The 23,679-nt window shown below is 71.9% G+C and carries 25 protein-coding genes; 12 read left to right on the plus strand and 13 right to left on the minus strand.

Annotated features, from left to right (window positions below):
* Positions 1-66: 66 nt before the first annotated feature.
* A complete protein-coding gene (locus ACF09C_RS23225; RefSeq protein WP_392093882.1) occupies positions 67-705 on the minus strand; it encodes a DUF6758 family protein in 639 nt (212 codons plus the stop codon).
* A 121-nt stretch (positions 706-826) separates the two neighbouring features.
* Positions 827-1,411 carry a suppressor of fused domain protein gene (locus ACF09C_RS23230; protein WP_392093883.1) on the minus strand — a complete coding sequence of 195 codons (585 nt, stop codon included), beginning with the start codon at positions 1,409-1,411 and terminating at the stop codon, positions 827-829.
* Positions 1,412-1,823: 412 nt separating this feature from the next.
* Here ACF09C_RS23230 and ACF09C_RS23235 point away from each other — a divergent pair, with 412 nt between their 5' ends.
* The 3 genes from ACF09C_RS23235 (at position 1,824) to ACF09C_RS23245 (ending at position 4,891) form a co-directional block, all read left to right on the plus strand.
* Entirely contained in the window at positions 1,824-2,963 is a 1,140-nt protein-coding gene (locus ACF09C_RS23235) for a magnesium and cobalt transport protein CorA (RefSeq protein ID WP_392093885.1), read from the plus strand.
* A 28-nt stretch (positions 2,964-2,991) separates the two neighbouring features.
* Positions 2,992-3,501: a hypothetical protein gene (locus ACF09C_RS23240; protein WP_392093887.1), complete on the plus strand. Its 510-nt coding sequence runs from the start codon at positions 2,992-2,994 to the stop codon at positions 3,499-3,501.
* A 133-nt stretch (positions 3,502-3,634) separates the two neighbouring features.
* Positions 3,635-4,891, plus strand: a complete 1,257-nt coding sequence (locus ACF09C_RS23245; RefSeq protein WP_392093889.1) for a CapA family protein — start codon at positions 3,635-3,637, stop codon at positions 4,889-4,891.
* Positions 4,892-4,916: 25 nt separating this feature from the next.
* Here the strand turns inward: ACF09C_RS23245 and ACF09C_RS23250 are convergent, their stop codons facing one another.
* Positions 4,917-5,702 (minus strand): hypothetical protein, encoded by a 786-nt coding sequence (locus ACF09C_RS23250; RefSeq protein WP_392093891.1) that lies wholly within the window; start codon positions 5,700-5,702, stop codon positions 4,917-4,919.
* A gap of 216 nt (positions 5,703-5,918) precedes the next feature.
* On the opposite strand from ACF09C_RS23250, the gene ACF09C_RS23255 reads away from it, so the two are divergent.
* Genes ACF09C_RS23255 through ACF09C_RS23265 form a run of 3 tightly spaced genes read left to right on the plus strand, consistent with a single transcriptional unit; the run spans position 5,919 to position 8,962 of the window.
* A complete protein-coding gene (locus ACF09C_RS23255; RefSeq protein ID WP_392093893.1) occupies positions 5,919-7,190 on the plus strand; it encodes a magnesium transporter MgtE N-terminal domain-containing protein in 1,272 nt (423 codons plus the stop codon).
* Entirely contained in the window at positions 7,180-7,785 is a 606-nt protein-coding gene (locus ACF09C_RS23260) for a DUF1003 domain-containing protein (RefSeq protein ID WP_392093894.1), read from the plus strand. Before ACF09C_RS23255 ends, ACF09C_RS23260 begins: the two co-directional genes overlap by 11 nt.
* Positions 7,786-7,828: 43 nt before the next feature.
* On the plus strand, positions 7,829-8,962 hold the full coding sequence (locus tag ACF09C_RS23265) for an Mrp/NBP35 family ATP-binding protein (RefSeq protein ID WP_392093896.1): 1,134 nt from the start codon (positions 7,829-7,831) through the stop codon (positions 8,960-8,962).
* An 83-nt stretch (positions 8,963-9,045) separates the two neighbouring features.
* Here ACF09C_RS23265 and ACF09C_RS23270 read toward each other — a convergent pair whose 3' ends face one another.
* From ACF09C_RS23270 to sigE, 5 genes are all read right to left on the minus strand, one after another.
* On the minus strand, positions 9,046-9,672 hold the full coding sequence (locus ACF09C_RS23270) for a hypothetical protein (RefSeq protein WP_392093898.1): 627 nt from the start codon (positions 9,670-9,672) through the stop codon (positions 9,046-9,048).
* A 103-nt stretch (positions 9,673-9,775) separates the two neighbouring features.
* Positions 9,776-10,216 carry a sec-independent translocase gene (locus ACF09C_RS23275; RefSeq protein WP_392093900.1) on the minus strand — a complete coding sequence of 147 codons (441 nt, stop codon included), beginning with the start codon at positions 10,214-10,216 and terminating at the stop codon, positions 9,776-9,778.
* Between the two features lie 89 nt (positions 10,217-10,305).
* The gene (locus ACF09C_RS23280; RefSeq protein ID WP_392093902.1) at positions 10,306-12,006 is read right to left on the minus strand and encodes a trypsin-like peptidase domain-containing protein; all 1,701 of its coding nucleotides are present in this window, start codon (positions 12,004-12,006) and stop codon (positions 10,306-10,308) included.
* Between the two features lie 78 nt (positions 12,007-12,084).
* On the minus strand, positions 12,085-13,077 hold the full coding sequence (locus tag ACF09C_RS23285) for an anti-sigma factor family protein (protein WP_392094349.1): 993 nt from the start codon (positions 13,075-13,077) through the stop codon (positions 12,085-12,087).
* A gap of 2 nt (positions 13,078-13,079) precedes the next feature.
* Entirely contained in the window at positions 13,080-13,838 is a 759-nt protein-coding gene (gene sigE, locus ACF09C_RS23290) for an RNA polymerase sigma factor SigE (protein ID WP_352191173.1), read from the minus strand.
* 153 nt (positions 13,839-13,991) lie between these two features.
* Between sigE and ACF09C_RS23295 the strand changes: the two genes are divergently transcribed.
* The gene (locus ACF09C_RS23295) at positions 13,992-14,657 is read left to right on the plus strand and encodes a class I SAM-dependent methyltransferase (RefSeq protein WP_362425285.1); all 666 of its coding nucleotides are present in this window, start codon (positions 13,992-13,994) and stop codon (positions 14,655-14,657) included.
* A gap of 125 nt (positions 14,658-14,782) precedes the next feature.
* Here the strand turns inward: ACF09C_RS23295 and ACF09C_RS23300 are convergent, their stop codons facing one another.
* Positions 14,783-14,950, minus strand: coding sequence for a DUF3117 domain-containing protein (locus ACF09C_RS23300; protein ID WP_073809075.1), 168 nt, complete (start codon positions 14,948-14,950; stop codon positions 14,783-14,785).
* A 314-nt stretch (positions 14,951-15,264) separates the two neighbouring features.
* On the opposite strand from ACF09C_RS23300, the gene ACF09C_RS23305 reads away from it, so the two are divergent.
* The 3 genes from ACF09C_RS23305 (at position 15,265) to ACF09C_RS23315 (ending at position 18,701) form a co-directional block, all read left to right on the plus strand.
* The gene (locus ACF09C_RS23305; protein WP_392093904.1) at positions 15,265-16,068 is read left to right on the plus strand and encodes an enoyl-CoA hydratase/isomerase family protein; all 804 of its coding nucleotides are present in this window, start codon (positions 15,265-15,267) and stop codon (positions 16,066-16,068) included.
* Between the two features lie 123 nt (positions 16,069-16,191).
* Complete coding sequence (locus tag ACF09C_RS23310; RefSeq protein ID WP_392093905.1) at positions 16,192-17,439, plus strand: FG-GAP-like repeat-containing protein; 1,248 nt, start codon at positions 16,192-16,194, stop codon at positions 17,437-17,439.
* 32 nt (positions 17,440-17,471) lie between these two features.
* On the plus strand, positions 17,472-18,701 hold the full coding sequence (locus ACF09C_RS23315) for an FG-GAP-like repeat-containing protein (protein ID WP_392093907.1): 1,230 nt from the start codon (positions 17,472-17,474) through the stop codon (positions 18,699-18,701).
* A gap of 49 nt (positions 18,702-18,750) precedes the next feature.
* On the opposite strand, the gene ACF09C_RS23320 is transcribed toward ACF09C_RS23315, so the two are convergent.
* Positions 18,751-19,335, minus strand: coding sequence for a DNA-3-methyladenine glycosylase I (locus ACF09C_RS23320; protein ID WP_392093909.1), 585 nt, complete (start codon positions 19,333-19,335; stop codon positions 18,751-18,753).
* Positions 19,332-19,688 (minus strand): DivIVA domain-containing protein, encoded by a 357-nt coding sequence (locus tag ACF09C_RS23325; RefSeq protein WP_392093911.1) that lies wholly within the window; start codon positions 19,686-19,688, stop codon positions 19,332-19,334. The genes ACF09C_RS23320 and ACF09C_RS23325 overlap by 4 nt, the downstream gene beginning before the upstream one ends.
* A 103-nt stretch (positions 19,689-19,791) precedes the next feature.
* Between ACF09C_RS23325 and folP the strand changes: the two genes are divergently transcribed.
* Positions 19,792-20,652 (plus strand): dihydropteroate synthase, encoded by an 861-nt coding sequence (gene folP / locus ACF09C_RS23330; protein WP_362425267.1) that lies wholly within the window; start codon positions 19,792-19,794, stop codon positions 20,650-20,652.
* 58 nt (positions 20,653-20,710) lie between these two features.
* Here folP and ACF09C_RS23335 read toward each other — a convergent pair whose 3' ends face one another.
* Complete coding sequence (locus ACF09C_RS23335; RefSeq protein ID WP_392093913.1) at positions 20,711-21,460, minus strand: TIGR00730 family Rossman fold protein; 750 nt, start codon at positions 21,458-21,460, stop codon at positions 20,711-20,713.
* A gap of 84 nt (positions 21,461-21,544) precedes the next feature.
* A complete protein-coding gene (gene dapE / locus ACF09C_RS23340; RefSeq protein WP_392093915.1) occupies positions 21,545-22,627 on the minus strand; it encodes a succinyl-diaminopimelate desuccinylase in 1,083 nt (360 codons plus the stop codon).
* 29 nt (positions 22,628-22,656) lie between these two features.
* Between dapE and ACF09C_RS23345 the strand changes: the two genes are divergently transcribed.
* On the plus strand, positions 22,657-23,634 hold the full coding sequence (locus tag ACF09C_RS23345; protein WP_392093917.1) for a hypothetical protein: 978 nt from the start codon (positions 22,657-22,659) through the stop codon (positions 23,632-23,634).
* The last annotated feature ends 45 nt before the right edge of the window (positions 23,635-23,679 follow it).

Here is a 23,679-nt window from a genome sequence, read left to right on the forward strand (position 1 = left end):
CGCCCCCACCGCCCGCAGATCCCAAGGCCCCGCGGGCGCTGCGGTTCGGCATCCCGCGACCCCGCCCTACGTCAGCAGGCGCGGCGTGAGCGCCCCGCACGGCAGGAGTTCGACCTCCGAGCCCGCGTCGCGCAGGTCGGTGAGGACCAGCTCGTCGTACATGAGCAGCCCCGACTGCTCGGGCCACACGATCGCCCACAGCCAGAGACCGCGCGCCTCCCCGGCGAAGACCGCCCGGTCGTGCGGGGTCCCGTTCACGTGCCAGAGCGGCGTCGGGCGCCCGGCGGCGAGGACCTTGGTCTGCGCCGGCTTGTCGATGGAGAGCCCGCTCCCGGGGTCGGGGCCGTCGAGCCCGGCGTACCGCGCGCCGAGGCCGACGCCCAGCTCCTCCGCAACGAGCAGCAGCTCACCGATCCCGCCGAGCGGCCCGGGCCCCGAGCAGGCGACGGCGGTCGCGCGCCCCCCGCTGCGGTCGTCACCGGCGTACGCGACCCCGGTGAAGAGCCACCCGACGGGAAGCGGCCACGGCATCCAGACCGGCACCTGGGCCCGGTGCACCACGACACCGAGGGCCTCGACGCTGGGCGGGATCACGGGCTGCAGCGGGTGCACCGGGCCATGCACCGCGCACTGCCAGGAGTCGGCAAAAAGACCGGGCGCCCGGACCCGGCCACCGCACCTCGGGCAACTGGGTTCGCCCCTCATAGAGCCCAACGGTCCTACCCCTCCGCGCCCGCGTCAAGGACGATCACCCGTCCGGACCGACCAGTTCACCCCGAGTGGCGGGTACAGCGGTCGACCACCGGCGCGACACGCCGGACCGGCGTCAATCCAGCGTGACCGAACGGCGGAGCGGATCGCGCATGTCCGTGCCCTGGGCCAGCCAGCGCTCCTCCAGCGCCTGCGCTCCGTGCACCCGCTTCCAGGCCGCCTCGTTGGAGGTCATCGGCAGCAGCGGAAGGAAGCGGACGGGGTCCATCGGTTCGTCGAGTTCCAGGTCCTCCACCAGACCGCCCGACTCCGCGACGAGGACCGAGCTGAACGGGGCCCCGGGCCAGAGGGGTTCACCCACGTCGAGCGAGGCGCCCGCCGCCACGACCACGCCCTCGACCTGCGGCGTCGAGGCGAGCACGGCGAGCGGCCGCAGCACCTTGTCGGTGTCGGCGAGCCCGGCCCGTACCGAGAGGACCAGTTCGGCTCGCGGTCCCTTCACCGGGTCGGCGAGCGCGGCCGTCGGGTCGGTCATCGGATGTGCGGACATGCCGAGGCTCGCGTACCGGACGATGTCGCCGTCGAGGAAACGGAGCACCTCGATCCGGTCCGTGCCGAGAAAGGTGACAGCGGCGCGCGCGTCCGGTTCGCCGAGCGCCGTACGCAACCGGGCCTCGACCAGAGCAAGAACTTCTCCCATGCGGGGAGCATAAAGCGCGTATGAAACGGGCAAAGAAAGGGATTGGCTCTCTGTCGGCTGATAGTCTTGGCCGGTGGTCGGTACTCCCGACCACTCGTCATCCCCCACGGGGGACCGGCCGGAGGAGGTGGGACTGTCGTGAATCGAAGTCGATCGGGCAGTACCAACCGCTCTTCCGCCCCGCACCCGAGCCCGGTGCGTCCCTCCCGGTGATCTGAGCCTCCGCATACGGTCCGCCCACCATCACCCGGCATCTCACACGACGGAAGAGCACTTCGCCTTTGCCTGTCTGTAGCGAACGCCGTCACCGCGACCTCGCGGTGCCGCCCGCTTTGTGGACGACGTAGCTCCACGTCCTCATTCCGGGCTGTGCCACGCCTCGCCGACGGCTTCTCCGTGAAGGAGCATGCCCATGTCGATGATCCGAGACCTGCGTGCCGCGGTCCGCCCCTCCCTGCGCACCTCCCTGCGCAAGCCCGCCGTCGCCGGCGCCTCGCCGTACGCGAACTACGACGCGACCCGTGACCCCTCCGCCTCCAGCGCCGTCGTCGACTGCGCCGTCTACCGCGACGGCCGCCGCGTGGACGACCGCGCCTGCCTGACGCCGCGCGGCGCGATGCGCCAGGTACGGGAGAGCGGCGGTTTCGTCTGGATCGGTCTGCACGAGCCGACCGAGGCCGAATTCGCCGGTATCGCGGCCGAGTTCGGGCTCCACCCGCTCGCCGTCGAGGACGCCGTCCACGCCCACCAGCGGCCCAAGCTGGAGCGGTACGACGACACCCTGTTCACCGTCTTCAAGACGATCCACTACGTCGAGCACGCCGAGCTCACCGCCACCAGCGAGGTCGTCGAGACCGGCGAGGTGATGTGCTTCACGGGCCCCGACTTCGTCATCACCGTCCGGCACGGCGGCCAGGGCTCCCTGCGCAACCTCCGCCACCGCCTCCAGGGCGAGCCCGAGCTGCTGGGCAAGGGCCCCTCCGCGGTCCTGCACGCCATCGCCGACCACGTCGTCGACGGCTACATCGCGGTCGCCGACGCCGTCGAGCTCGACATCGACCAGATCGAGATCGACGTCTTCTCGCCGCCCGCGAAGGGCTCCACGCGCGGCACGGACACCGGGCGGATCTACCAGCTCAAGCGCGAGGTACTGGAGTTCAAGCGGGCCGTCAGCCCGCTGCTTCGCCCGATGCAGCTGCTGAGCGAGCGCCCGATGCGGCTGGTGGACCCGGACATCCAGAAGTACTTCCGTGATGTCGCCGACCACCTCGCGCGCGTGCAGGAGCAGGTCGTCGGCTTCGACGAGCTGCTCAACTCCATCCTCCAGGCCAACCTGGCGCAGGCGACGGTCACCCAGAACGAGGACATGCGCAAGATCACGTCCTGGGCGGCCATCATCGCCGTGCCGACGGCGGTCTGCGGTGTGTACGGCATGAACTTCGACTACATGCCGGAGCTGCGCTGGCAGTACGGCTACCCGATGGTGCTCGGCGGCATCGCGGTCATCTGCTTCACCATCCACCGCACCCTGAAGCGCAACGGCTGGCTGTAGGTCGCGGCGCGCTCGATAGGCTGCGCGCATGACAGACACGCTGCTCGGGCCCGCCCTCGTCGAGGAGGCCACGAAGAAGTCCGGCCTCATCTGGGTCAGGGGCGACGCCCCGGCCGCGCGGGCCCTGTGGCACGTCTGGCACGAGGGCGCGGCGCACGTCGTCGGCGACGGCCCGGGCGAGCAGCCCCTCCCGGGTCTTGTCGCGGGCGCGACGGCCGAGGTCACCGTCCGCAGCAAGGACAAGGGCGGCCGGATCGTCGCCTGGACGGCGGCGGTCTCCGAGCTGGCCCCGGGCACCGAGGAGTGGGACGCGGCGGTCGCGGAGCTGAAGGGCAAGCGCCTCAACGCGACGGACGGCGAGGCCATGCCGGAGCGGTGGTCCCGGGAGTGCCGGGTGCTCCGGCTGACCCCGCTCGACTCGACGACCGATCTGCCGAACGGCTCCCTCGCGGCGGTCCCGCAGGCCTCCGACGCGATCACCCGGCGCCCCGTACCCGCCGCCCTCCCGCGTCTGCTGCTGAAGCGCCGCAAGCGCTGAGGCCCCGAAGGGGGTGAGCGGCCGGACGGCGGGATCTCGCCGTGCGCGATGCCCGGTCCTCATGCAACCTGACTGGCAGCGGACGCATCTGCTCAGCTGACAGCCAGTGAACTCCCCAGGATCGGGGCCCCGCATGACGAGCGATCCCGAAACACCCCGACCGTGGCGACGGCGGGCGGCCACCGCCGTGGCGACGGCCGTCTGTCTGGCCGTCGCCGGCGCGGCCGGCACCTGGCTGGCGTTCGGCTCGGACGGCCCACCCCGCTCGCACGGCGCCACAACGGGAGTCCCGCAGGCTCCGACGGCTCCCGACGGCCCCGCGGGCACCACCCGGTCCCCCGGCGCATCCGCGAAGCCCGCCCCCGGCCAGGAGGCCCGTCCGTTCACCCTGGTCGCGACGGGCGACATCATCCCGTACCCCTCGATCATCCAGCGGGCCGCCGCGGACGCGGAGGGCGGCGGGCACGACTTCCGGAAGATACTCGCGGGCGTCCGGCCCGTCGTCTCCGGCGCCGACCTCGCCCTGTGCCACCACGAGATCCCCTACGGGCCCCCCGGCGGCCCCTACACCGGCTACCCCGCCTTCGCGGCGCCGCACCAGCTGGCCGACGCCCTCAAGGAGACCGGGTACGAAGGCTGCTCGACCGCCTCCAACCACACCCTGGACGCCGGCTTCGAGGGCCTGAAGCGGACCCTCGACGGGCTCGACCGGGCCGGCCTGAAGCACGTCGGCTCGGCGCGCGACGCCGAGGAGGCCAGGGCACCCGCCTGGTACACGGCCGGCGGCGCGAAGGTGGCGCAGCTCTCGTACACGTACGGGACGAACGGCATACCGCTCCCCGAAGGCAGGCCCTGGGCCGTCAACCTGACCGACCGGCAGCGGATCGTCGACGACGCGCGGGCCGCCCGCCGGGCGGGCGCCCAGGTCGTCCTGCTCAGCATCCACTGGGGCACCGAGTGGCAGGAGGCCCCCGACCAGGCGCAGCGCGAGCTCGCGCGGGCGCTGACGGCCTCCACCACGGACGGGCTGCCGGACATCGACCTCGTCCTCGGGACGCACAACCACGTGCCGCAGCCGTACGAGAAGGTCAACGGCGTCTGGGTGGTCTACGGCATGGGCGACCAGGTCGCCAGTTTCTACGAGGCCGAGAAGCGGCGCGGCAACATGTCCTCGATCCCGCGCTTCACCTTCGGGCCCTCCGCGGAGCACCCGGGGAGGTGGACGGTGACGAAGGCCGAGTACCTCACGCAGTACTCCGACATGGGCCCGCCGTTCCGCGTCGTGTGCGCCTCCTGCGACGCGCGGTACCCGGAGATCGACGCCCGTGTCACCGAGGCCGTGCTGTCCCGGGGCGCGGCGGCCCAGGGGCTGACCCGCGCCACGAAGTAGCGCGCGTCGGCAGCGGGCAGAGGGCTCAGGTGCGCGGCAGCTGCTTGCCGTAGTCGAGCGTCTCGCCCGGTGCGGGGGCCTCCAGCGGGAAGTCCTTGTCCCACTCGGACAGCACGACCACGCCCGCCCCGCCGCCGCGCGCGAACTGCAGCGGGAACGGGGTGCCTTCGAGGGCGACGTCGAGCGTGCCGCCCTCGCCGTCCTCGCCGCCCTTGACCTTGACCGTGCGGATGCCGCCGATCTTGTCGCGGTCGCCCTTCACGACGTCGCCGTGCAGCCCGATCAGCCCGTCCAGGAGCAGGTCCATGTCGGTGAAGCCACGCAGCTGCTTGTACGAGGGGTCGTCCTGCGGCACCTTCACGTACTTGTCGTCGAGCGTGTCGGCGGCCTCGCTGTCGGCCTCGGAGGCGTCCGCGCTCGCGGAGGGCGCGGGCGAGCCCTGGCTCCCGCCCTCGCCGTGCGTCCAGAACGCCGCGTCGGCCTTCAGGTAGAGCTCGTCGCCGATCCGCAGCAGCTCGAAGGTGCTGTTCTTCGTCGTCACCGAACCGCTCGCGCCGTCGTCCTTGAGCCGCATGTTCAGCTTGAACGTGCCGCCCTTGCTGACGAGCGTCCCGGCCAGCCGGACCGCCTTCGCGCCGTCCGCCGCCGTCTGCGCCTTCTGCTCGATGGCGTCCGGGGCCAGCTTCCCGACCCCGTTGGTCCCCTCGTCCGGGTCCTCCGCGCAGGCGCTGAGTCCCGCCGCGAGACCGGCGCACAGCGCCAGCGGCAGGACGGCCCTGCGGATGCGCGATGCAGTGAGGAGTGCGGTCACCGGCGCGGCCTCTTGTCTGTCGTCGACGGTGGGTGTTCGTCGAGGGTGGGGGGACGGCAGCACGCAGCGTACCCGGGCCGCGCGGCGGGGCCACAGGCAGCCGTACGGGTGCTCTCGCCAAGGCGCCACGGATGGCCACGGGCTAGCCTGAATCCGGCATACCTCAGCATTGACCAGCATCGACCCGAATCGTGCGGCACCGAGGAGGCGCGTGGCATGGTGGCAGGCGCCCCCCGGATCTTCGTCTCGCACCTCGCGGGCGTGCCCGTCTTCGACCCCAACGGCGACCAGGTCGGCCGGGTCCGCGACCTCGTCGCGATGCTCCGGGTGGGCCGTCGCCCGCCCCGGCTGCTCGGCATGGTGGTGGAGGTGCTCAGCCGCCGCCGGGTCTTCGTGCCGATGACCCGGATCACCGGCGTCGAGTCCGGTCAGGTCATCACGACGGGCGTGGTCAACATGCGCCGCTTCGAGTCGCGTCCCACCGAACGGCTGGTCCTCGGTGAACTCCTCGACCGCCGCGTCCGGCTCGTCGAGACCGACGAGGAGGTCACCGTCCTCGACATCGCGATCCAGCAGCTCCCCGCCCGACGTGAGTGGGAGATCGACCGGGTGTTCGTCCGGCGCGGCAAGCCCGGCGCGCTGCGGCGCAAGGGCGAGACCCTGACTGTCGAGTGGTCGGCCGTGACCGGCTTCTCCCTGGAGGAGGAGAGCCAGGGGGCGGAGAGCCTGGTCGCCACCTTCGAGCGGCTGCGCCCGGCCGACCTGGCCAACGCGCTGCACCATCTCTCCCCCAAGCGGCGCGCCGAGGTCGCCGCCGCCCTCGACGACGACCGGCTCGCCGACGTCCTGGAGGAGCTGCCGGACGACGACCAGGTCGAGATCCTCGGCAAGCTGAAGGAGGAGCGTGCCGCGGACGTCCTGGAGGCGATGGACCCGGACGACGCAGCCGACCTGCTCTCGGAGCTGCCGGAGGCGGACAAGGAGCGGCTGCTCACGCTGATGCAGCCCGACGACGCGGCCGACGTGCGCCGGCTGATGGCGTACGAGGAGCGGACCGCGGGCGGTCTGATGACGACGGAGCCGATCGTGCTGCGGCCGGACGCCACCGTCGCGGACGCGCTGGCCCGCGTACGGCAGCAGGACCTCTCCCCCGCGCTCGCCGCGCAGGTGTACGTGTGCCGCCCGCCGGACGAGACGCCGACCGGCAGGTACCTGGGCACCGTGCACTTCCAGCGGCTGCTGCGGGATCCGCCGTTCACGCTGGTCAGCTCGCTGGCCGACAGCGACCTGCCGCCGCTCGCCCCGGACACCCCGCTGCCCGCGGTCACCAGCTACCTCGCCGTCTACAACATGGTCGCCGCGCCGGTGGTGGACGAGAGCGGGTCGCTGCTCGGCGCGGTCACCGTGGACGACGTGCTCGACCATCTGCTGCCGGAGGACTGGCGCGAGGCCGAGTTCCACGAGGAGGGGGTGACGCATGACACCTGAGCGCACGCGCGAACGGGACAGGGAGCTGAAGCTGGAAAGGGAGAAGGAGAAGGAGCGCGAACGGGAGCGGGAGCGGTCCATGTCCCGGATCCGGCTCGACCTGCCGCGCGAGCGCCGGGCCAGGCTGCTGCCGGAGTACGACCCGGAGGCCTTCGGCCGGCTCTCGGAGCGGATCGCGCGCTTCCTGGGGACGGGGCGGTTCATCGTCTGGATGACGGTGATCATCATCCTCTGGGTGCTGTGGAACATCTTCGCGCCGGGCTCGCTGAAGTTCGACGAGTACCCGTTCATCTTCCTGACGCTCATGCTTTCGCTGCAGGCCTCCTACGCGGCCCCGCTGATCCTCCTCGCGCAGAACCGGCAGGACGACCGCGACCGGGTCAACCTGGAGCAGGACCGCAAGCAGAACGAGCGCTCCATCGCCGACACCGAGTACCTGACCCGGGAGATCGCGGCACTGCGGATGGGCCTCGGCGAGGTCGCCACCCGCGACTGGATCCGGTCGGAGCTCCAGGACCTGATCAAGGAGATGGACGAGCGCCGCGATCTATTCCCCGGCGCCGCCGGTCGGGGACGTGACGTACCCGACCGCTGAGAGGTCTTTCCGGTGCCCGTGGTCGGCGCCGTACCATCTCCATATGGCTACGGAAGACGCGGTGCGCGAAGCACTGGCGACGGTGAACGACCCCGAGATCAACAAACCGATCACCGATCTTGGCATGGTGAAGTCGGTGGAGATCGGGACCGACGGCAGGGTCGCCGTCACGGTCTACCTCACCGTCTCCGGCTGCCCGATGCGCGACACGATCACGCAGCGGGTCACGGACGCGGTCGCCCGGGTGGAGGGCGTCACCGGCGTCGACGTCACGCTGGACGTGATGAGCGACGAGCAGCGCAAGGAGCTGGCCTCGGCCCTGCGGGGCACGACGGCCGAGCGCGAGGTCCCGTTCGCCAAGCCCGGCTCGCTGACCCGGGTGTACGCGGTCGCCTCCGGCAAGGGCGGCGTCGGCAAGTCCTCCGTGACCGTCAACCTGGCGGCGGCGATGGCCGCCGACGGTCTGAAGGTCGGTGTCGTCGACGCCGACATCTACGGGCACTCGGTCCCCCGCATGCTGGGCGCGGACGGCCGTCCGACCCAGGTCGAGAACATGATCATGCCGCCGTCGGCGAACGGTGTGAAGGTCATCTCCATCGGCATGTTCACGCCGGGCAACGCCCCTGTGGTCTGGCGCGGCCCGATGCTCCACCGCGCGCTGCAGCAGTTCCTCGCGGACGTGTACTGGGGGGACCTGGACGTCCTCCTGCTCGACCTGCCCCCGGGCACGGGCGACATCGCGATCTCCGTGGCGCAGCTCGTGCCGAACGCGGAGATCCTCGTCGTGACGACCCCGCAGCAGGCGGCCGCCGAGGTCGCCGAGCGGGCCGGCTCGATCGCCGTGCAGACGCACCAGAAGATCGTCGGCGTCGTCGAGAACATGTCGGGCCTGCCGTGCCCGCACTGCGACGAGATGGTCGACGTGTTCGGCACGGGCGGCGGCCAGAAGGTCGCCGAGGGCCTGACGAGGACCACGGGCGCGACGGTCCCGGTCCTCGGCTCCATCCCGATCGACGTGCGGCTGCGCGAGGGCGGCGACGAGGGCAAGCCGGTCGTCATCACCGACCCGGACTCCCCCGCGGGCTCGGCCCTCCGCGCGATCGCCGGCAAGCTCGGCGGCCGCCAGCGCGGCCTCTCGGGCATGAGCCTGGGCATCACCCCGCGCAACAAGTTCTGAGACCGTACGTTCCGAGACCGTACGACGAAGGGGCACCCCGGCCGGGGTGCCCCTTCGTCGTGGTCCGTGCGACCTGTCGGCGGCTACGCGTACGCGCCCAGGTCCTGGACCCCGGCGAAGCCCAGGCCGTACGCGCTCATGCCCCGCCCGTACGCGCCGATGTGCACCGCGCCAGCGGAGCCGGCGAGCACCCAGCCGAACTCGGACTCGCGGTAGTGGAACGGCATCGGCACGCCGTCCACCGGGAGCGACAGCGTCGACCACTCCGGGCCGCTCAGGTCGTCCGCCAGCTCGAACGCGGCCTCCGTCTGCTGGTCCAGCCAGTCGTCCCGCAGCGCGTGGTCCAGCTGTGCGGGCCAGGTGTACGCCAGGAGCCCCGAGCCGGCCAGCCAGGCCGCGGAGGAGACCGTGGTGGCGTCCAGGACGCCCGTACCGTCACCGCTCCTGCGCACGGGGCTCGCGGCGACCGTCACGACGACGGCGAAGCGCTCCTTCTCCGCGCCGCTCGCGTCGGACTTTATCGACGGCTCGTCCCCGTGGCCCATCGACCCGTGCTGGACGGTGCCGTCCGCCGCCGTGCCGACCTGCATCAGCCAGCGCGCCCCGGTGAACGCGTCGTCAAGTCCGTACCAGGTGAAGGGTGCGCGCAGATAGCCTTCGGCCGTGCGCCGGGCTGCGGGCACTCCCTCCACCCGACTCGTCGTCTCCATCTCGGCCGCCTCCTCGATCCGTCGTGTCCGCGACGGCGGACAACAGATGGAGGATAGCCACCGGCTCGCGCCGGGGTGCGTCAGCCCAGGTGGCCGGGTGTGGTCAGGTCGCGTCCGAGTCGTACGGCGGCCGCTCGTCAGCGGCCGGCTTGTCCTGCTTCTTCAGCAGGTCCGGCGAACCGTTGACCGCCGCCGGGACGGTCGAGGGCTCCGGCTCGCGGCCGTTGACCGCGTCCGCGACCTCGTTCATCTCCTTCTTGAGGTCGAAGGTGCTGCGCAGCTCCTTCAGCTCCTTGAGGTCCTCGTTCCCGTCCAGCTGCTTGCGCAGGAAGGTCTTGGGATTGAGGTCCTCGAACTCGAAGTCCTTGAACTCCGGTCCCAGCTCGGTACGGATGTCCTGCTTGGCGCTCTCGGAGAACTCGCGGATCTTGCGGATGAAACGCGAGGCGTCCTGGATGACCTTCGGCAGCTTGTCCGGGCCGAAGATGAGCACGGCGAGGACCACGAGCGTCACGAGCTCGAGTATGCCGATGTCGTTGAACACCTTGGCTGCTCCTTACACGGGTCCGGGCCCGTCCACGGTACCCGCCGAAACAGCCGGGCGGGTACCTTGCGGTGTCTCCCAGATGGCGCTCAGTCGCTCTGCGAGGAACCGAGCGTCAACGTCTTGGTCTGTTCCTTGCCGTCGCGCTTGAGCGTCAGCTCCAGTCGGTCGCCGGGGCGGTGGGCGCGGATCTTGACGATCAGCTCCTCCCCGCTGTGCACGCGCTGGCCGTCGACCTTGGTGATCACGTCGCCGGGCCGGATGCCGGCCTTGGCCGCCGGGCCGCCCGGGGTGACCGACGCGGTGCCGTCCTTGCCCTTCTCGCCGACCCGGGCGCCGTCGCCGTTGAACTGCATGTCGAGGCTCACACCGATCACGGGGTGGGTGGCCTTGCCGGTGTTGATCAGCTCCTCGGCGACCCGCTTGCCCTGGTTGATCGGGATGGCGAAGCCGAGGCCGATGGAGCCGGACTGGCCGCCGCCCTCGCCGCTCGATCCGTCGCCGGCGGCGCGGATCGCGCTGTTGATGCCGATGACCCGGGCCTTGGAGTCGACCAGCGGACCGCCCGAATTGCCGGGGTTTATCGGGGCGTCGGTCTGGAGGGCGTCGACATAACTGACGTCGCTGCCGTCCCCCTTCTCGCCGCCCGCCGTGATCGGGCGCTCCTTGGCGCTGATGATGCCGGAGGTGACGGTGTTCTGGAGGTCGAAGGGGGCGCCGATGGCGACGACCGGGTCGCCGACGCGGACGTTGTCCGAGTTGCCGAGCGGCAGCGGCTTGAGGCCCGAGACGCCGGTGACCTTGACGACGGCGAGGTCGTAGCCGCTGTCCTTGCCGACGAGCTTGGCGCTCGCGGTCTCGCCGCTGCTGAAGGTGACGCTGATGTCGCCGGAGGAGGCGGCCGCGTCGACCACGTGGTTGTTGGTCAGGATGTGGCCCTGGGTGTCCAGGACGAAGCCCGTGCCGGTGCCGGAGGAACCGGCACCGCTGACGTGCAGGGTGACGACGCTCGGCAGGGCGCTGGCGGCGATCCCGGCGACGCTCTCGGGGGCCCGGTCGGAGTCCTCGACGCCCGCCTGGGGCAACTCGACGGTGGTGATGCCGCCGTTGCGCTCCACGTACGCGCCGATGGCGCCGCCGACGATGCCGGTGATCAGCGCGAAGATCAGCGCCCCCACGAGCGCGAGCCCTCGGCGGGAGCGGCGGGGCTCGACAAGCGGCTCCGTCCCGACGCTCAGCGGCGCGGCGGGCGCGCCTGGCGAGCCCCAGGGGTCGTACTGCACCCACGGCGCGGGCTGCGGCGCGACCGGCTGCGGGACGGGGGCGGCCGGCTGCGGGACGGCCGGCGGGGCGACGGCGTGCGGCGGCACGGGCTGTGGCGGCATGGGCTGTGGCGGCACGGGCTGTGGCGGTACGGGAACGCCGTGGGCCGGGGTCGCCACCGGTCGCTGGACGGGCGGCGCGGGCGCCCAGGGCCCGGGCTCCCCGTAGGGCGGAGTCCGGTACTCGTCCGGCTCGTGCAGCGGCTGGGCCTGTGGCTGCGGCTGGGCCTGCGGGGGCACCTGATCCTGCGGCTCGACCGGCGCCTCGGCCTCGGCCTGCTGCGGTACGGACCCGGGCGCCGGGGCGGACGGCGCGTCCGGGGTGGACGGCGCCTCCGGAGTCGCGGGGGCGGCGAGGGTGAAGTCACCCTCGTCCGCGACCTGCGATTCCGGTATCCCCGCCGGCGGCGTACTCGTCGGCCGACTCCACCACTTCGGCTTCTGGCCGGTCGGCTTCCCGTCGTTCATGCTCTCCCCGCAACAGCTCACCTGTCCGCGCCGGCCTCACGGCAGGCGCCCGTGCCCAGGATTCAACCAGGTCCGGGCTCAGCGGTGGGAGGTGAGCGGCGTCGTCGTCGGGTTGGCGTCCACGAGCGGGCTCGGGGACGGCGTGGCCACCGGGCCGCTCAGCGGGGCGTACCCGCCGGTGAAGGCCAGGCGCAGCGCCGGGCCCGTGGGCCTGACGAACGGGGAGAGTTCGAAGACGGACTGGCTGGATGTCCCCTGGAGTCGGAGGGAGACGTCGTGGGCCGGCGTGCCCGGAACCAGGGGTCCGGCCGAGACCGTGCCAGTGGTCGAGCCGATGCCGATCGGGCTCGCCGAGGAGCCGACGGCCGTGCGCTCCTCCGTACGCCCGCCTCGCCCGAAGGTCGCCCCGGCGCTCGTCGCCGTGCCCGTACCGGAGCCGGTGCCTGTCCCGGTGACCGAGCCCGCGCCGGTGCCCGAGCCCGTGCCCGCGCCGGCGGACCGGAGCGGGGTGACGTTCGAACCCGTGCCCTCGCCGCGCGCGCCGACGTTCACCGTCGTCTCCAGCGGCAGGGCGCCGCCGAGTGCTATCGCGGCGAACGAGACCGCGCTGGCGGCGGCGATGCCGAAGCGCCGGCTCCGCCAGGACGAGCGGTCGCTCTCGGGCCGCCCGACGGGGTGGATGCGGAATCCGGAGTGGTGGGGGGAGACCGGTGCGGCCGTCGCGAAGCCGTCCGACCTCACTCCGCCGATGCCTCCTCCGACGCCGCCGCCCCCGCCGAGGGCGAAGAGCTCGTCGAAGGGTCCCCGTCTGTCGTCACCCCCCGGTTCGCCAGGGCCCCCGGGCAACCCCTGGAGGCGTGCGAGGAGCCCTTCCGAGGGCGGTGGCGGGGCGGTGGAGGCGAAGACGCTCTTGACCCGACGCTGGGCGTCGGCCTCCGCCTTGCATTTGGCACAGGTCGCGAGATGCGCGAGTACCCGCTCGCGGGCGTCGTGGCCGAGCTCCCCGTCGACCAGCGCGGCGAGTCGGTCCCCGAGGTGCTGCTCCGCGGGGGTCGGGCCGGCAGGACTGATGCTCACGCCGTTCCGCCCTCCCAGCCGACGGTGGCGAGCGCGCGCTCCGCCCGGGCCTCGGGGGAACGGTGCTTGAGCGCCTTGCGCAGGTGCGAGCGGCCGCGGTGGATACGGCTGCGGACCGTACCGAGCTTCACGCCGAGCGTGGCGGCGATCTCCTCGTACGAAAGACCCTCGATGTCACAGAGGACGACCGCGGCCCGGAACTCGGGGGCGAGGGTGTCGAGGGCCTGCTGCACGTCGGCGTCGAAGTGCGTGTCGTTGAACGCCTGCTGCGGCGAGGGCTCGCGGCTGGGCAGCCGCTCGGCCGCGTCGTCGCCGAGCGCGTCGAACCGGATCCGCTGCTTGCGGCGGACCATGTCCAGGAAGAGGTTGGTGGTGATGCGGTGCAGCCAGCCCTCGAAGGTGCCCGGCGTGTACGTCGACAGCGACCGGAAGACACGGACGAAGACCTCCTGCGTGAGGTCCTCGGCGTCGTGCTGGTTGCCGGTCAGCCGGTACGCGAGGCGGTAGACCCGGCCGCTGTGCGTGCTGACGATCTCCTCCCAGGTGGGCGGAGTCCACGCCTGCGATTCCGCATCCGATGCGAAGGTCGCGGTGGTGGGAGCGGAGTCGGCGGTGTGGATTCGGTCAGCGGTGTCGGTCACGGATTTCGGCTCACCCGCCGACCTGAGAAGACGCCGAAGCACTCCTCCCCGGTCCACAGGCGCAGCCGCACCTCCCCTGTCGGCTCTGGTGGTGTCCAGTGGAGCCCCTACCATAGCCACCTCGCCCGTTAGCTCCGGATAAGAATCTTTACGCGAATTTGGGGACCGGGTCTTTCTCTTTCCTCCGGCGCCCCTCAGCCGCGTTCCTCCCCCTGTGAACGCGCGGTCCCATCTGCGGGTTCCCGGGCGCAGCGGATACAGTCACCGTTGCGCCAACTACGGGGACAGGAGAGGGCCATTACCGCCAACCGGCCGACGAGCTGGGCGTTCGCCGACGCCTTTGTCGCCGAGGACGAAGCGCTGCGCTGGGCCCGTGAGCGGGCCCGGGAGGCAGGGCTGCCCTCGGTGTCACCGGGCACCGGCGCCGCGCTGCGCCTGCTGGCCGCGACGGCGGACGCGAAAGCGGTGGCCGAGATCGGTACGGGCACGGGCGTGTCCGGGATCTATCTGCTGCAGGGCATGCGGCCGGACGGGGTCCTGACCACCGTGGACCCGGAACCGGAGCGCCAGCAGTTCGCGAAGGCGGCGTTCCGGGCGGCGGGCTTCGCCGCGAACCGGGCGCGTTTCATCCCCGGCCGCGCCCTGGACGTACTGCCCCGGCTGGCGGACGGCGGGTACGACCTCGTGTTCTGCGACGGCGACCGGCTGGAGAGCCTGGACTGTCTCGCTGAATCGTTGCGCCTGCTGCGACCGGGGGGTCTGGTCTGCTTCGAGGGCGTCTTCGCGGACGGCCGCACGGTCGACTCGGCGGCCCAGCCGGCGGAGGTACTGCGGATACGTGAGCTGCTGCGGGCGGTCCGGGAGAGCCAGGAGCTGCTGCCCTCGCTGCTGCCGGTCGGCGACGGCCTGCTGTGCGCGGTACGCCGCGGCTGACGCCTCCGGACACGACCCAGGGCCTGATCCGAACGACAGGCCCTACGCCCGGCCCCTGATACACCCCTGCCCCGGCGCGGTGGGTACCGTGCCGGGGCAGGAGCGGACAATCCTGGCTTGTCGCGTCAGCCGACTACCTGCTTCAGGGCGTCGCCGAGGGCCTGGGCCTCGTCCGGGGTCAGCTCGACGACAAGCCGACCGCCGCCTTCGAGCGGAACGCGCATGACAATGCCCCGCCCCTCCTTGGTCACCTCGAGCGGGCCGTCGCCCGTCCGCGGCTTCATGGCCGCCATGCTCGTTCCCCTTCCTGAAACCAGCTCTTCGTCAGCCGACGGCCCCTGATCGGGAGCACACGTCACCGGCATCGAACACATTGCTTCCAGGTCATTATCCCGCATCACAGGACCCGATGACCAACATCGGACTGCATCGCTTGCGCAACGCGCTTCCGCAAAACCGCACATTTCGGCGATCGGCCTGCGATACTTCGCCGCCATCGCTCCGCCACCGCGCCGCGGCTCTTTGACGCAGGTCACATGTGCGGGGTGGGTGATCTCCGCCATGCTGGGGCGAGTCAGGGACCGCAAAGACGCGAAGGGAAGCCGCGATGGCCGACACCGTGCTGTACGAAGTGACCGACGGACTCGCCACGATCACGCTCAACCGGCCCGAGGCCATGAACGCGATGAACGTCGAGGCGAAGCTCGCCCTGCGGGACGCCGTCGAGGCGGCGGGCGCGGACACGGCCGTACGGGCGGTTCTGCTGACGGCGGCGGGCGACCGGGCGTTCTGCGTGGGCCAGGACCTGAAGGAGCACGTGGGTCTGCTGCTCCAGGACAAGGAGACCGGCTCGCAGGCGACCATGAACACGGTCCGGGACCACTACAACCCGATCGTCCGGGCGCTGACCGGCATGAAGAAGCCGGTGGTGGCGGGCGTGAACGGGGTCGCGGCGGGGGCGGGCTTCGGCTTCGCGCTGGCGGCGGACTACCGGGTGGTCGCGGAGACCGCCGCCTTCAACACCTCCTTCGCCGGTGTGGCGCTCACGGCCGACTCCGGCATGTCCTGGACGCTGCCGCGCCTCATCGGCGCGAGCCGCGCCTCCGACCTGCTGCTCTTCCCCCGCTCGATCAGCGCCCAGGAGGCGTACGAGCTGGGCATCGTGAACAAGCTGGTCCCGGCCGCCGACCTCGCCGAGGAGGCCCTGAAGGTCGCCCGCACCCTGGCCGAGGGCCCGACGGTGGCGTACGCGGCCCTGAAGGAGTCCCTGGCGTACGGGGCCGACCACTCCCTCGCGGAGGCCCTGGAGAAGGAGGACGAGCTCCAGACGGCGGCGGGCGCGTCCGAGGACCACACGATCGCGGTGCAGGCCTTCCTGGCGAAGGAGAAGCCGAAGTACGTGGGCCGCTGAGCCCTCGCCGGAACCCCCGGGGAACCCGGTCGAGCGAGTGGTGCGCGCCTCTATATGATCCGCACACCACTCGTTCACCTCGAGTGCTCCACATCTTCTCCACGCACACACCTGGGGGGTTCCGTGCGTCCTCTCTCCGCGTCGCGATCCGTTCGCGGCGCTCTTACGGCTGCCCTGGCGCTCGGCCTGTCGGCGACGGCCCTCACGGCCCCGGCACAGGCCGCCGACGGCTGGGACCGGTGCCCGACGGGCAAGGTCTGCGTCTTCAGCCAGCCGCTCTACCAGGGCGACATGCTCGTCGTCAGCAAGCCGATGTACTCCCTCGGGGCCTGGGACAACCGCGTCCGCTCCTTCGTGAACTACAGCTCGGACGCGGTCTGCTTCTACCCGCAGCCCGGTTTCGCTCCCGAGGGGTCCGTGCACTTCTACAACTCGGAGTCCTTCGACGAGAGCGCGTACCCCCAGCTCGACCGCGCCGTCAGCTCGATCGACGTCGGGCCGGAGGCGGACAACTTCTGCGGGGCCGAGAGCCGGCTCCCGGGCTGGTACGGCGACACCGGTCCGAAGCTGCGGCCGGCCGCCTCGACGACGCTCGGCGCGTTCGGCGACATCAACGGCGACCAGTACGGCGACCTGCTCACCCGTGACGCGGTCGGCGGGCTGTGGACCACCCACGCCTGGGAGAGCACGGGCACCACGCAGCGCATCGGCGGCGGCTGGCACACCATGACCAAGCTGACCCGGCACGGCGACCACGACGGCGACGGCACCGAGGACCTCCTCGCCCGCGACACGGCCGGCGTCCTGTGGTTCTACCCGGGCAACGGCAAGGGCCTGTTCAAGTCCCCCCTCAAGATCGGCGCGGGCTGGAACACCATGCGGGACATCGCCGCCGCGGGCGACCTGACCGGAGACGGCAAGGCCGACCTGCTCGCGGCGGACACCACGGGTGTCCTGTGGACGTACCCCGGCAACGGCAAGGGCTGGTTCGGCGCCCGGCAGAAGGTCGGGGCCGGCTGGAACGTCATGAACGAACTCGTCGGCGCCGGCGACATGAACTCCGACCGGCGGGCCGACCTGGTGGCCCGCGACACGGCCGGCAAGCTCTGGCTCTACCCGGGCAACGGCCGCGGCGCCTTCGGTGCCCGCAAGCTCATCGGCACCGGTGGCTGGAACGGGCTGCGCGAACTCGCCGGCCTGGGCGACCTCACCGGCGACGGCCGACCCGACCTGGTCGCGCACGGCCCGAGCACCGAGTCCTGGGACCGCACCACCCCGATCTACCTCCGGGTCTACCCCGGCAAGGCGGACGGCAGCCTCGCGGCCCCGAAGACCTTCGGCATCCTGCGCTCCTCCCACCTCGTCTTCTGACCCTCACTCCTCCTTCGAAGGGAGTCCGATCCATGGTCGGAACCTCTCGGCCCCGCCGCGCCCTCGTCGCGGCCCTGGCCACCGTGGCCTCGCTGGCCACCCTCGTCGTCGCGGCGCCGAGCGCCTCGGCCAGCGAGTCCCGCTGCCCGGCGGGCAAGCTCTGCCTCTTCCAGTACCCGGAGTTCAAGGGCGAGATGAAGATCATCTCGTCCAGTCAGGCGACCATGGGCACCTGGAACGACAGGACCTCGTCGCTCGTCAACAACTCCTCGCTGTACGCGAGCGCCCACACGGGCCCCAACTACACCGGCAACGACTCGCTGCACATCAGCCCGCACAACGGCTCGATCAGCTTCGGCGGCGGCGCGTTCGACGGGGCCTTCGACAACACGATCAGCTCGATCCGGGTGGCCAGGACCGACTGGGAGCTGTCCTACGGCGTCGGGTGGATGGACTGGCTCGCGCCCAGCGCCCGCCCGGAGCCCACCCCGGTGACGAACTTCGGCGACCTGGACAACAACTGGGTCCCCGACCTGCTCCACCGCGGGGAGGACGGCCGGCTGTGGTTCCTGCCCGGCTACCGCCCCCAGGGCAGCATGGACATGCCGAAGGGGCGGCTGATCGGCGCGGGCTGGAACACGATGACCCAGCTCGTCCGGCACGGCGACTACAACGGTGACGGGAACGAGGACCTCTTCGCCCGTGACACGGCCGGTGTGCTCTGGCTCTACCCGGGCAACGGCGCGGGCGCGTTCAAGACGCGTGCCAAGATCGGCGCGGGCTGGAACACCATGCGGGAGATCGCCGCGGTCGGCGACATCACCGGCGACGGCCGGCGCGACCTGGTCGCCCGGGACACGGCCGGTGTGCTCTGGACGTACCCGGGCAACGGCAAGGGCTGGTTCGGCGCCCGCACGAAGGTCGGGGCCGGCTGGAACGTCATGAACCGGCTGGTGGGGCCTGGCGACATGAACGGGGACGGCAAGGCCGACCTCCTCGCCCGTGACGGCTCGCGCGCGCTGTGGCTCTACCCCGGCAACGGGAAGGGTGCCTTCGGCGCCCGTACGAAGCTGCCGTACGCCTGGCCCGCCAACGAGGAGGTCATGAGCGTCGGGGACGTGACCGGGGACGGTCTGTCCGACGTCATGCGGACGATCAACTACCGCGAGCTGCACGTCGACGCAGGCAACGGCCGGGGCGGCATCGGCGCCCCGACGTTCCAGACCTCGTACGACTCCGCGGACAACGTCCGCGTCTTCTGACGGACGTCCCCGTCGGGATCGCGCACGACCCTCGTGGCCCGGGGAGCCCTCAGCGGGCGCCTCGGGCCACGCACGTCTCCAGGTGGTCGTCGACCAGGCCGCAGGCCTGCATGAGGGCGTAGGCCGTCGTGGGGCCGATGAAGCGGAGACCGCGCTTCTTCAGGGCCTTGGAGAGGGCCGTCGACTCGTCGGTCACGGCCGGGACGTCGGCGACGGTCAGCGGGGCCGGCCTCGTCGCCGGGTCGGGGGCGTACGACCAGATCAGGGCGTCCAGCTCACCGGGCGCCCACTCCGCGAGCACCTTGGCGTTGGCCATGGTCGCATCGACCTTCGCGCGGTTGCGGATGATGCCCTCGTCCGCGAGGAGCCGCTCCCGGTCGCCCTCGTCGAAGCGGGCGACCGCGGCGATCGAGAAGTCGGCGAAGGCGCTGCGGAAGCCCTCGCGGCGGCGCAGGATCGTGATCCACGACAGGCCGGACTGGAAGGCCTCCAGACACAGCCGCTCGAACAGCGCGTCGTCCCCGTGGACCGGGCGGCCCCACTCCTCGTCGTGGTACGCCACGTAGTCCTCGGTCGAGAGGCCCCAGGGGCAGCGGAGTCGCCCGTCGGGACCGGGGACCGCCTCGCCGGTCACCGCTGCTCCGGCCCTTCGTCCTTGCGCAGCGAGGGACCGGCCGAGGGGCCACGTCCGCCGTGCCCGCCCGCGAGCGCCGCCTCCAGCTCCGCGATCCGCGCGTCCCGCTCCGCGAGCTCGGCGCCGAGGCGTCCGAGGACGTCGTCGACGTCCGCCATCCGGTAGCCGCGCGCCGTCACCGGAAGCCGGAGCGCCTCGATGTCCTCGCGGTCGACCGGGCGGGACCGCGGCAGCGGGTCCACCAGCTGCTCGGGCGCCACCTCGGGCAGCACCTCGCTGTCGCCCCCGCCGATCACCGCGAGGGTGACTGCGGCGACGACCACGACCATCGCGATCAGCAAAAACCAGAACACCAGCGCGCCTCTCCCCGGGGTGGAAATCGTCCGGTGCCGATCGTGCCATGCGCCACTGACAGTTAGGGTCGCAGGCGAACGGACGCGAGGGAGGACAAAAGGGATGCTGCGCTTGGGACGGCGTGAATTCGGGCCGCACGAGCCGGTGATCATGGCGATCGTGAACCGGACCCCGGATTCCTTCTACGACCAGGGCGCCACCTTCCGCGACGAGCCCGCCCTCGCCCGCGTCGAGGAGGCGGTCGCCGAGGGCGCCGCCATCATCGACATCGGCGGCGTCAAGGCGGGCCCCGGCGAGGAGGTCACGGCCGAGGAGGAGGCCCGCCGCACGGTCGGCTTCGTCGCGGAGGTACGGCGCCGGCACCCGGACGTCGTCATCAGCGTCGACACCTGGCGCGCGGACGTCGGCGAGGCGGTCTGCGAGGCCGGCGCGGACGTCCTCAACGACGCGTGGGGCGGGGTCGACCCCCGGCTCGCGGAGGTCGCCGCCCGGTACGGCGCCGGGCTCGTCTGCACCCACGCGGGCGGCGCCGAGCCCAGGACCCGGCCGCACCGGATCGCGTACGAGGACGTCATGGCCGACATCCTGCGGGTCACCGTGGGCCTGGCCGAGCGGGCCGTCGAGCTGGGCGTGCGGCGGGACGGGATCATGATCGACCCGGGCCACGACTTCGGGAAGAACACCCGCCACAGCCTGGAGGCGACCCGGCGGCTCGGGGAGATGACGGAGACGGGCTGGCCCGTGCTGGTGTCCCTGTCCAACAAGGACTTCGTGGGCGAGACGCTCGACCGGCCGGTCAAGGAGCGGGTGCTCGGGACGCTGGCGACGACGGCGGTGTCGGCGTGGCTCGGCGCGCAGGTGTACCGGGTGCACGAGGTCGCGGAGACGCGGCAGGTGCTGGACATGGTGGCGTCCATCGCGGGCCACCGTGAGCCCGCCGTGGCGCGGCGCGGGCTGGCGTAGCGCGGGAGCGGAAGGGCCGGTACGGGAGGGGCGGGGCGCCCCTCCCGTACCCGGACCTCTAGCGGCCCGTCTCCTTGGTCACGAGGGCGACCGCCTCGTCCACGTCGTCCGTCACGTGGAAGAGCAGCAGGTCCCGCTCCGAGGCCTTGCCGCCCGCGACGACCGAGTCGCGGAGCCAGTCGACGAGGCCCTTCCAGTACTCCGTACCGAAGAGCACGATCGGGAAGCGGGTCACCTTGCGCGTCTGGACCAGGGTGAGCGCCTCGAAGAGCTCGTCCAGGGTGCCGAGGCCGCCGGGCAGCACGACGAACCCTTGCGCATACTTCACAAACATCGTTTTCCGGACAAAGAAGTACCGGAAGTTCACGCCGATGTCGACGTGCGGGTTGAGCCCCTGCTCGAAGGGGAGCTCGATGCCGAGGCCGACCGAGATGCCCTTGGCCTCCCGCGCCCCCTTGTTCGCCGCCTCCATCGCGCCCGGGCCGCCGCCCGTGATGACCGCGAAGCCGGCCTCCACCAGCGCGTGGCCGAGCCGGACACCCGCTTCGTACTCCGGCGAGTCCGGCTTCGTGCGCGCCGAGCCGAAGACGCTGATCGCGCTCGGCAGTTCGGCGAGGGCGCCGAAGCCCTCCACGAACTCGGACTGGATGCGCATGACCCGCCACGGGTCGGTGTGCACCCACTCCGAGTCGCCCTCGGTGTCCAGCAGACGCTGATCCGTGGTGCCCGGCTGAACCTGGTCCCGGCGCCTCAACACCGGTCCCAGCCGCTGCTCCTCCGGCTTCGACGCTCCCTCGGGGATACCCATGGCCTGCTCCCTCCACCGATCCACTGATCTTCTGATTCGGTCAGGGTAGGTCCACAGACGTGACAAAAAGCAGAATTTCGGCTGTCAGGCAGTGAGCCAGTCGCGGAGCCTCGCCTCGCAGTGAACGATCCGTTCCACGACGACGTGCTCGTCCACCTTGTGCGCGTAGATCGGGTCGCCGGGCCCGTAGTTGACCGCGGGGACGCCCAGCGCGCTGAAGCGGGCCACGTCGGTCCAGCCGAACTTGGGGTGGGCGGTGCCGCCGACGGCCTTCATGAACGCCTCGGCCGCCGGGTGGGAGAGGCCGGGCAGGGCGCCGCCGCTGTGGTCGTCGACGACGAACTCGGCGACGCCGCAGTCGGCGAAGACCTCGCGCACGTGCGCCTCGGCCTCGGTCGGGCTCAGGTCGGGGGCGTAGCGGTAGTTGACGACGACCGTGCAGGCGTCGGGGATCACGTTGTTGGCGACGCCGCCCTCGATCCGTACGGCGTTGAGGCCCTCGTGGTACTCCAGGCCGTCGATGACCGGCCTGCGCGGCTCGTACGCGGCGAGGCGGGCGAGGATCGGGGCGGCGGAGTGGATGGCGTTGGACCCCATCCAGGAACGCGCGGAGTGGGCCCGCTCGCCCTCCGTGCGCAGGAAGACGCGCAGCGTGCCCTGGCACCCGCCCTCGACCTCGGCGTTGGAGCCTTCGAGGAGGACGGCGAAGTCGCCCTCCAGCCAGTCCGGGTGGGCCTCGGCGACCTTCCCGAGGCCGTTGAGGTGGGCGGCGACCTCTTCCTGGTCGTAGAAGACGAAGGTGAGGTCGCGGTTGGGCGCGGGGACGGTCGCGGCGATCCGGAGCTGGACGGCGACGCCCGACTTCATGTCCGAGGTGCCGCAGCCCCAGAGGATGCCGTCCTCGTCGAGCCGCGAGGGCACGTTGTCCGCGATCGGGACGGTGTCGATGTGGCCGGCGAGGATGACCCGCTCCTCGTGCCCGAGGTTCGTCCGGGCGACGACGTTGTTGCCGTAGCGGTCGACCGTGAGGTGCGGCAGGGTCCGCAGGGCCTGCTCGATCGCGTCGGCGAGCGGCTTCTCCGTCCCGCTGACCGAGGGGAAGTCGACGAGCCAGGCGGTGAGCGCGGGGCCGTCGAGCGTGAGGTCCAGGGGAGCGTTGTCAGCCATGTGCCGACCCTAACCCGGCCTCCAGTACGGTGGGCCCCGTGTCCACGCCGAGCAGTTCCCCCCGAACCCGCCGCACCGGGCGTCTCGCCAGGTACACGGCCGCCTTCGTCGTGCTCTGCGGCCTGGCCGGCTATGTGGCCGTGCACCATGTGACGGGCTCCAAGGGCGCGCCCACGTGCACGGTGGGCAGTGGCGAGAACACCTACGAGTTCACTCCGGACCAGGCGGCGAACGCGGCCACCATCTCGGCGGTGGGCACCACGCGCCGGATGCCGGAGCGGGCCGTCCAGATCGCCCTGGCGACGGCGATCCAGGAGTCCGGGCTGCGGAACATCGAGCACGGCGACCGGGACTCGCTCGGCCTGTTCCAGCAGCGCCCGTCGATGGGGTGGGGAACGCCGGAGCAGATCATGGACCCGGTGTACTCCTCGGGGAAGTTCTACGAGGGTCTGGCGAAGGTTCCGGGGTACTCGCGGCTGCCGTTGACGGTGGCGGCGCAGAAGGTGCAGAAGAGCGGGTTCCCGCAGGCGTACGCGAAGCACGAGCCGGACGCGGCGCTGCTCGCCGCCGCGCTGACGGGCCGCTCGGCGGCCGCCCTGAACTGCACCACGAGCCCGGCGGAGACGAAGCTGCCGGGCGACCCGGCGCAGGTGCGGGCGGAGCTGGTCCGCGCCTTCGGCAAGAAGGCCGCCCCGAAGGCGACGGCGGGGGACGGCACCGGTGCGGGCTCGAGTGCCGGCCGGAACGCCGGCGGCGGCGCGGACGCGAAGTCCGGCACCGCTCCCGCCGTGCTCTCGATCCCCGTCCTCGCGACCTCGGGCACGGGCGCCCAGCGCGGCTGGGAGCTGGCCCACTGGGCGGTGGCGCGCGCGGACGACCTGCGGATCGCGGAGGTGTCGTACGGGGGCATGGTCTGGCGGGCGACCGACACCAAGGGCACGTGGAACCGCGCGCGGACGCCGGAGGGAACGGCCGCGGACGCGGTCCGCATCCGGATGCAGCCGTAGAGGTGGCCGTCGCGCGCACGTACGAGGTGTCACCCGACCGGGTAT

This window comes from Streptomyces sp. NPDC014870, assembly GCF_043081505.1.
Classification (GTDB): domain Bacteria; phylum Actinomycetota; class Actinomycetes; order Streptomycetales; family Streptomycetaceae; genus Streptomyces.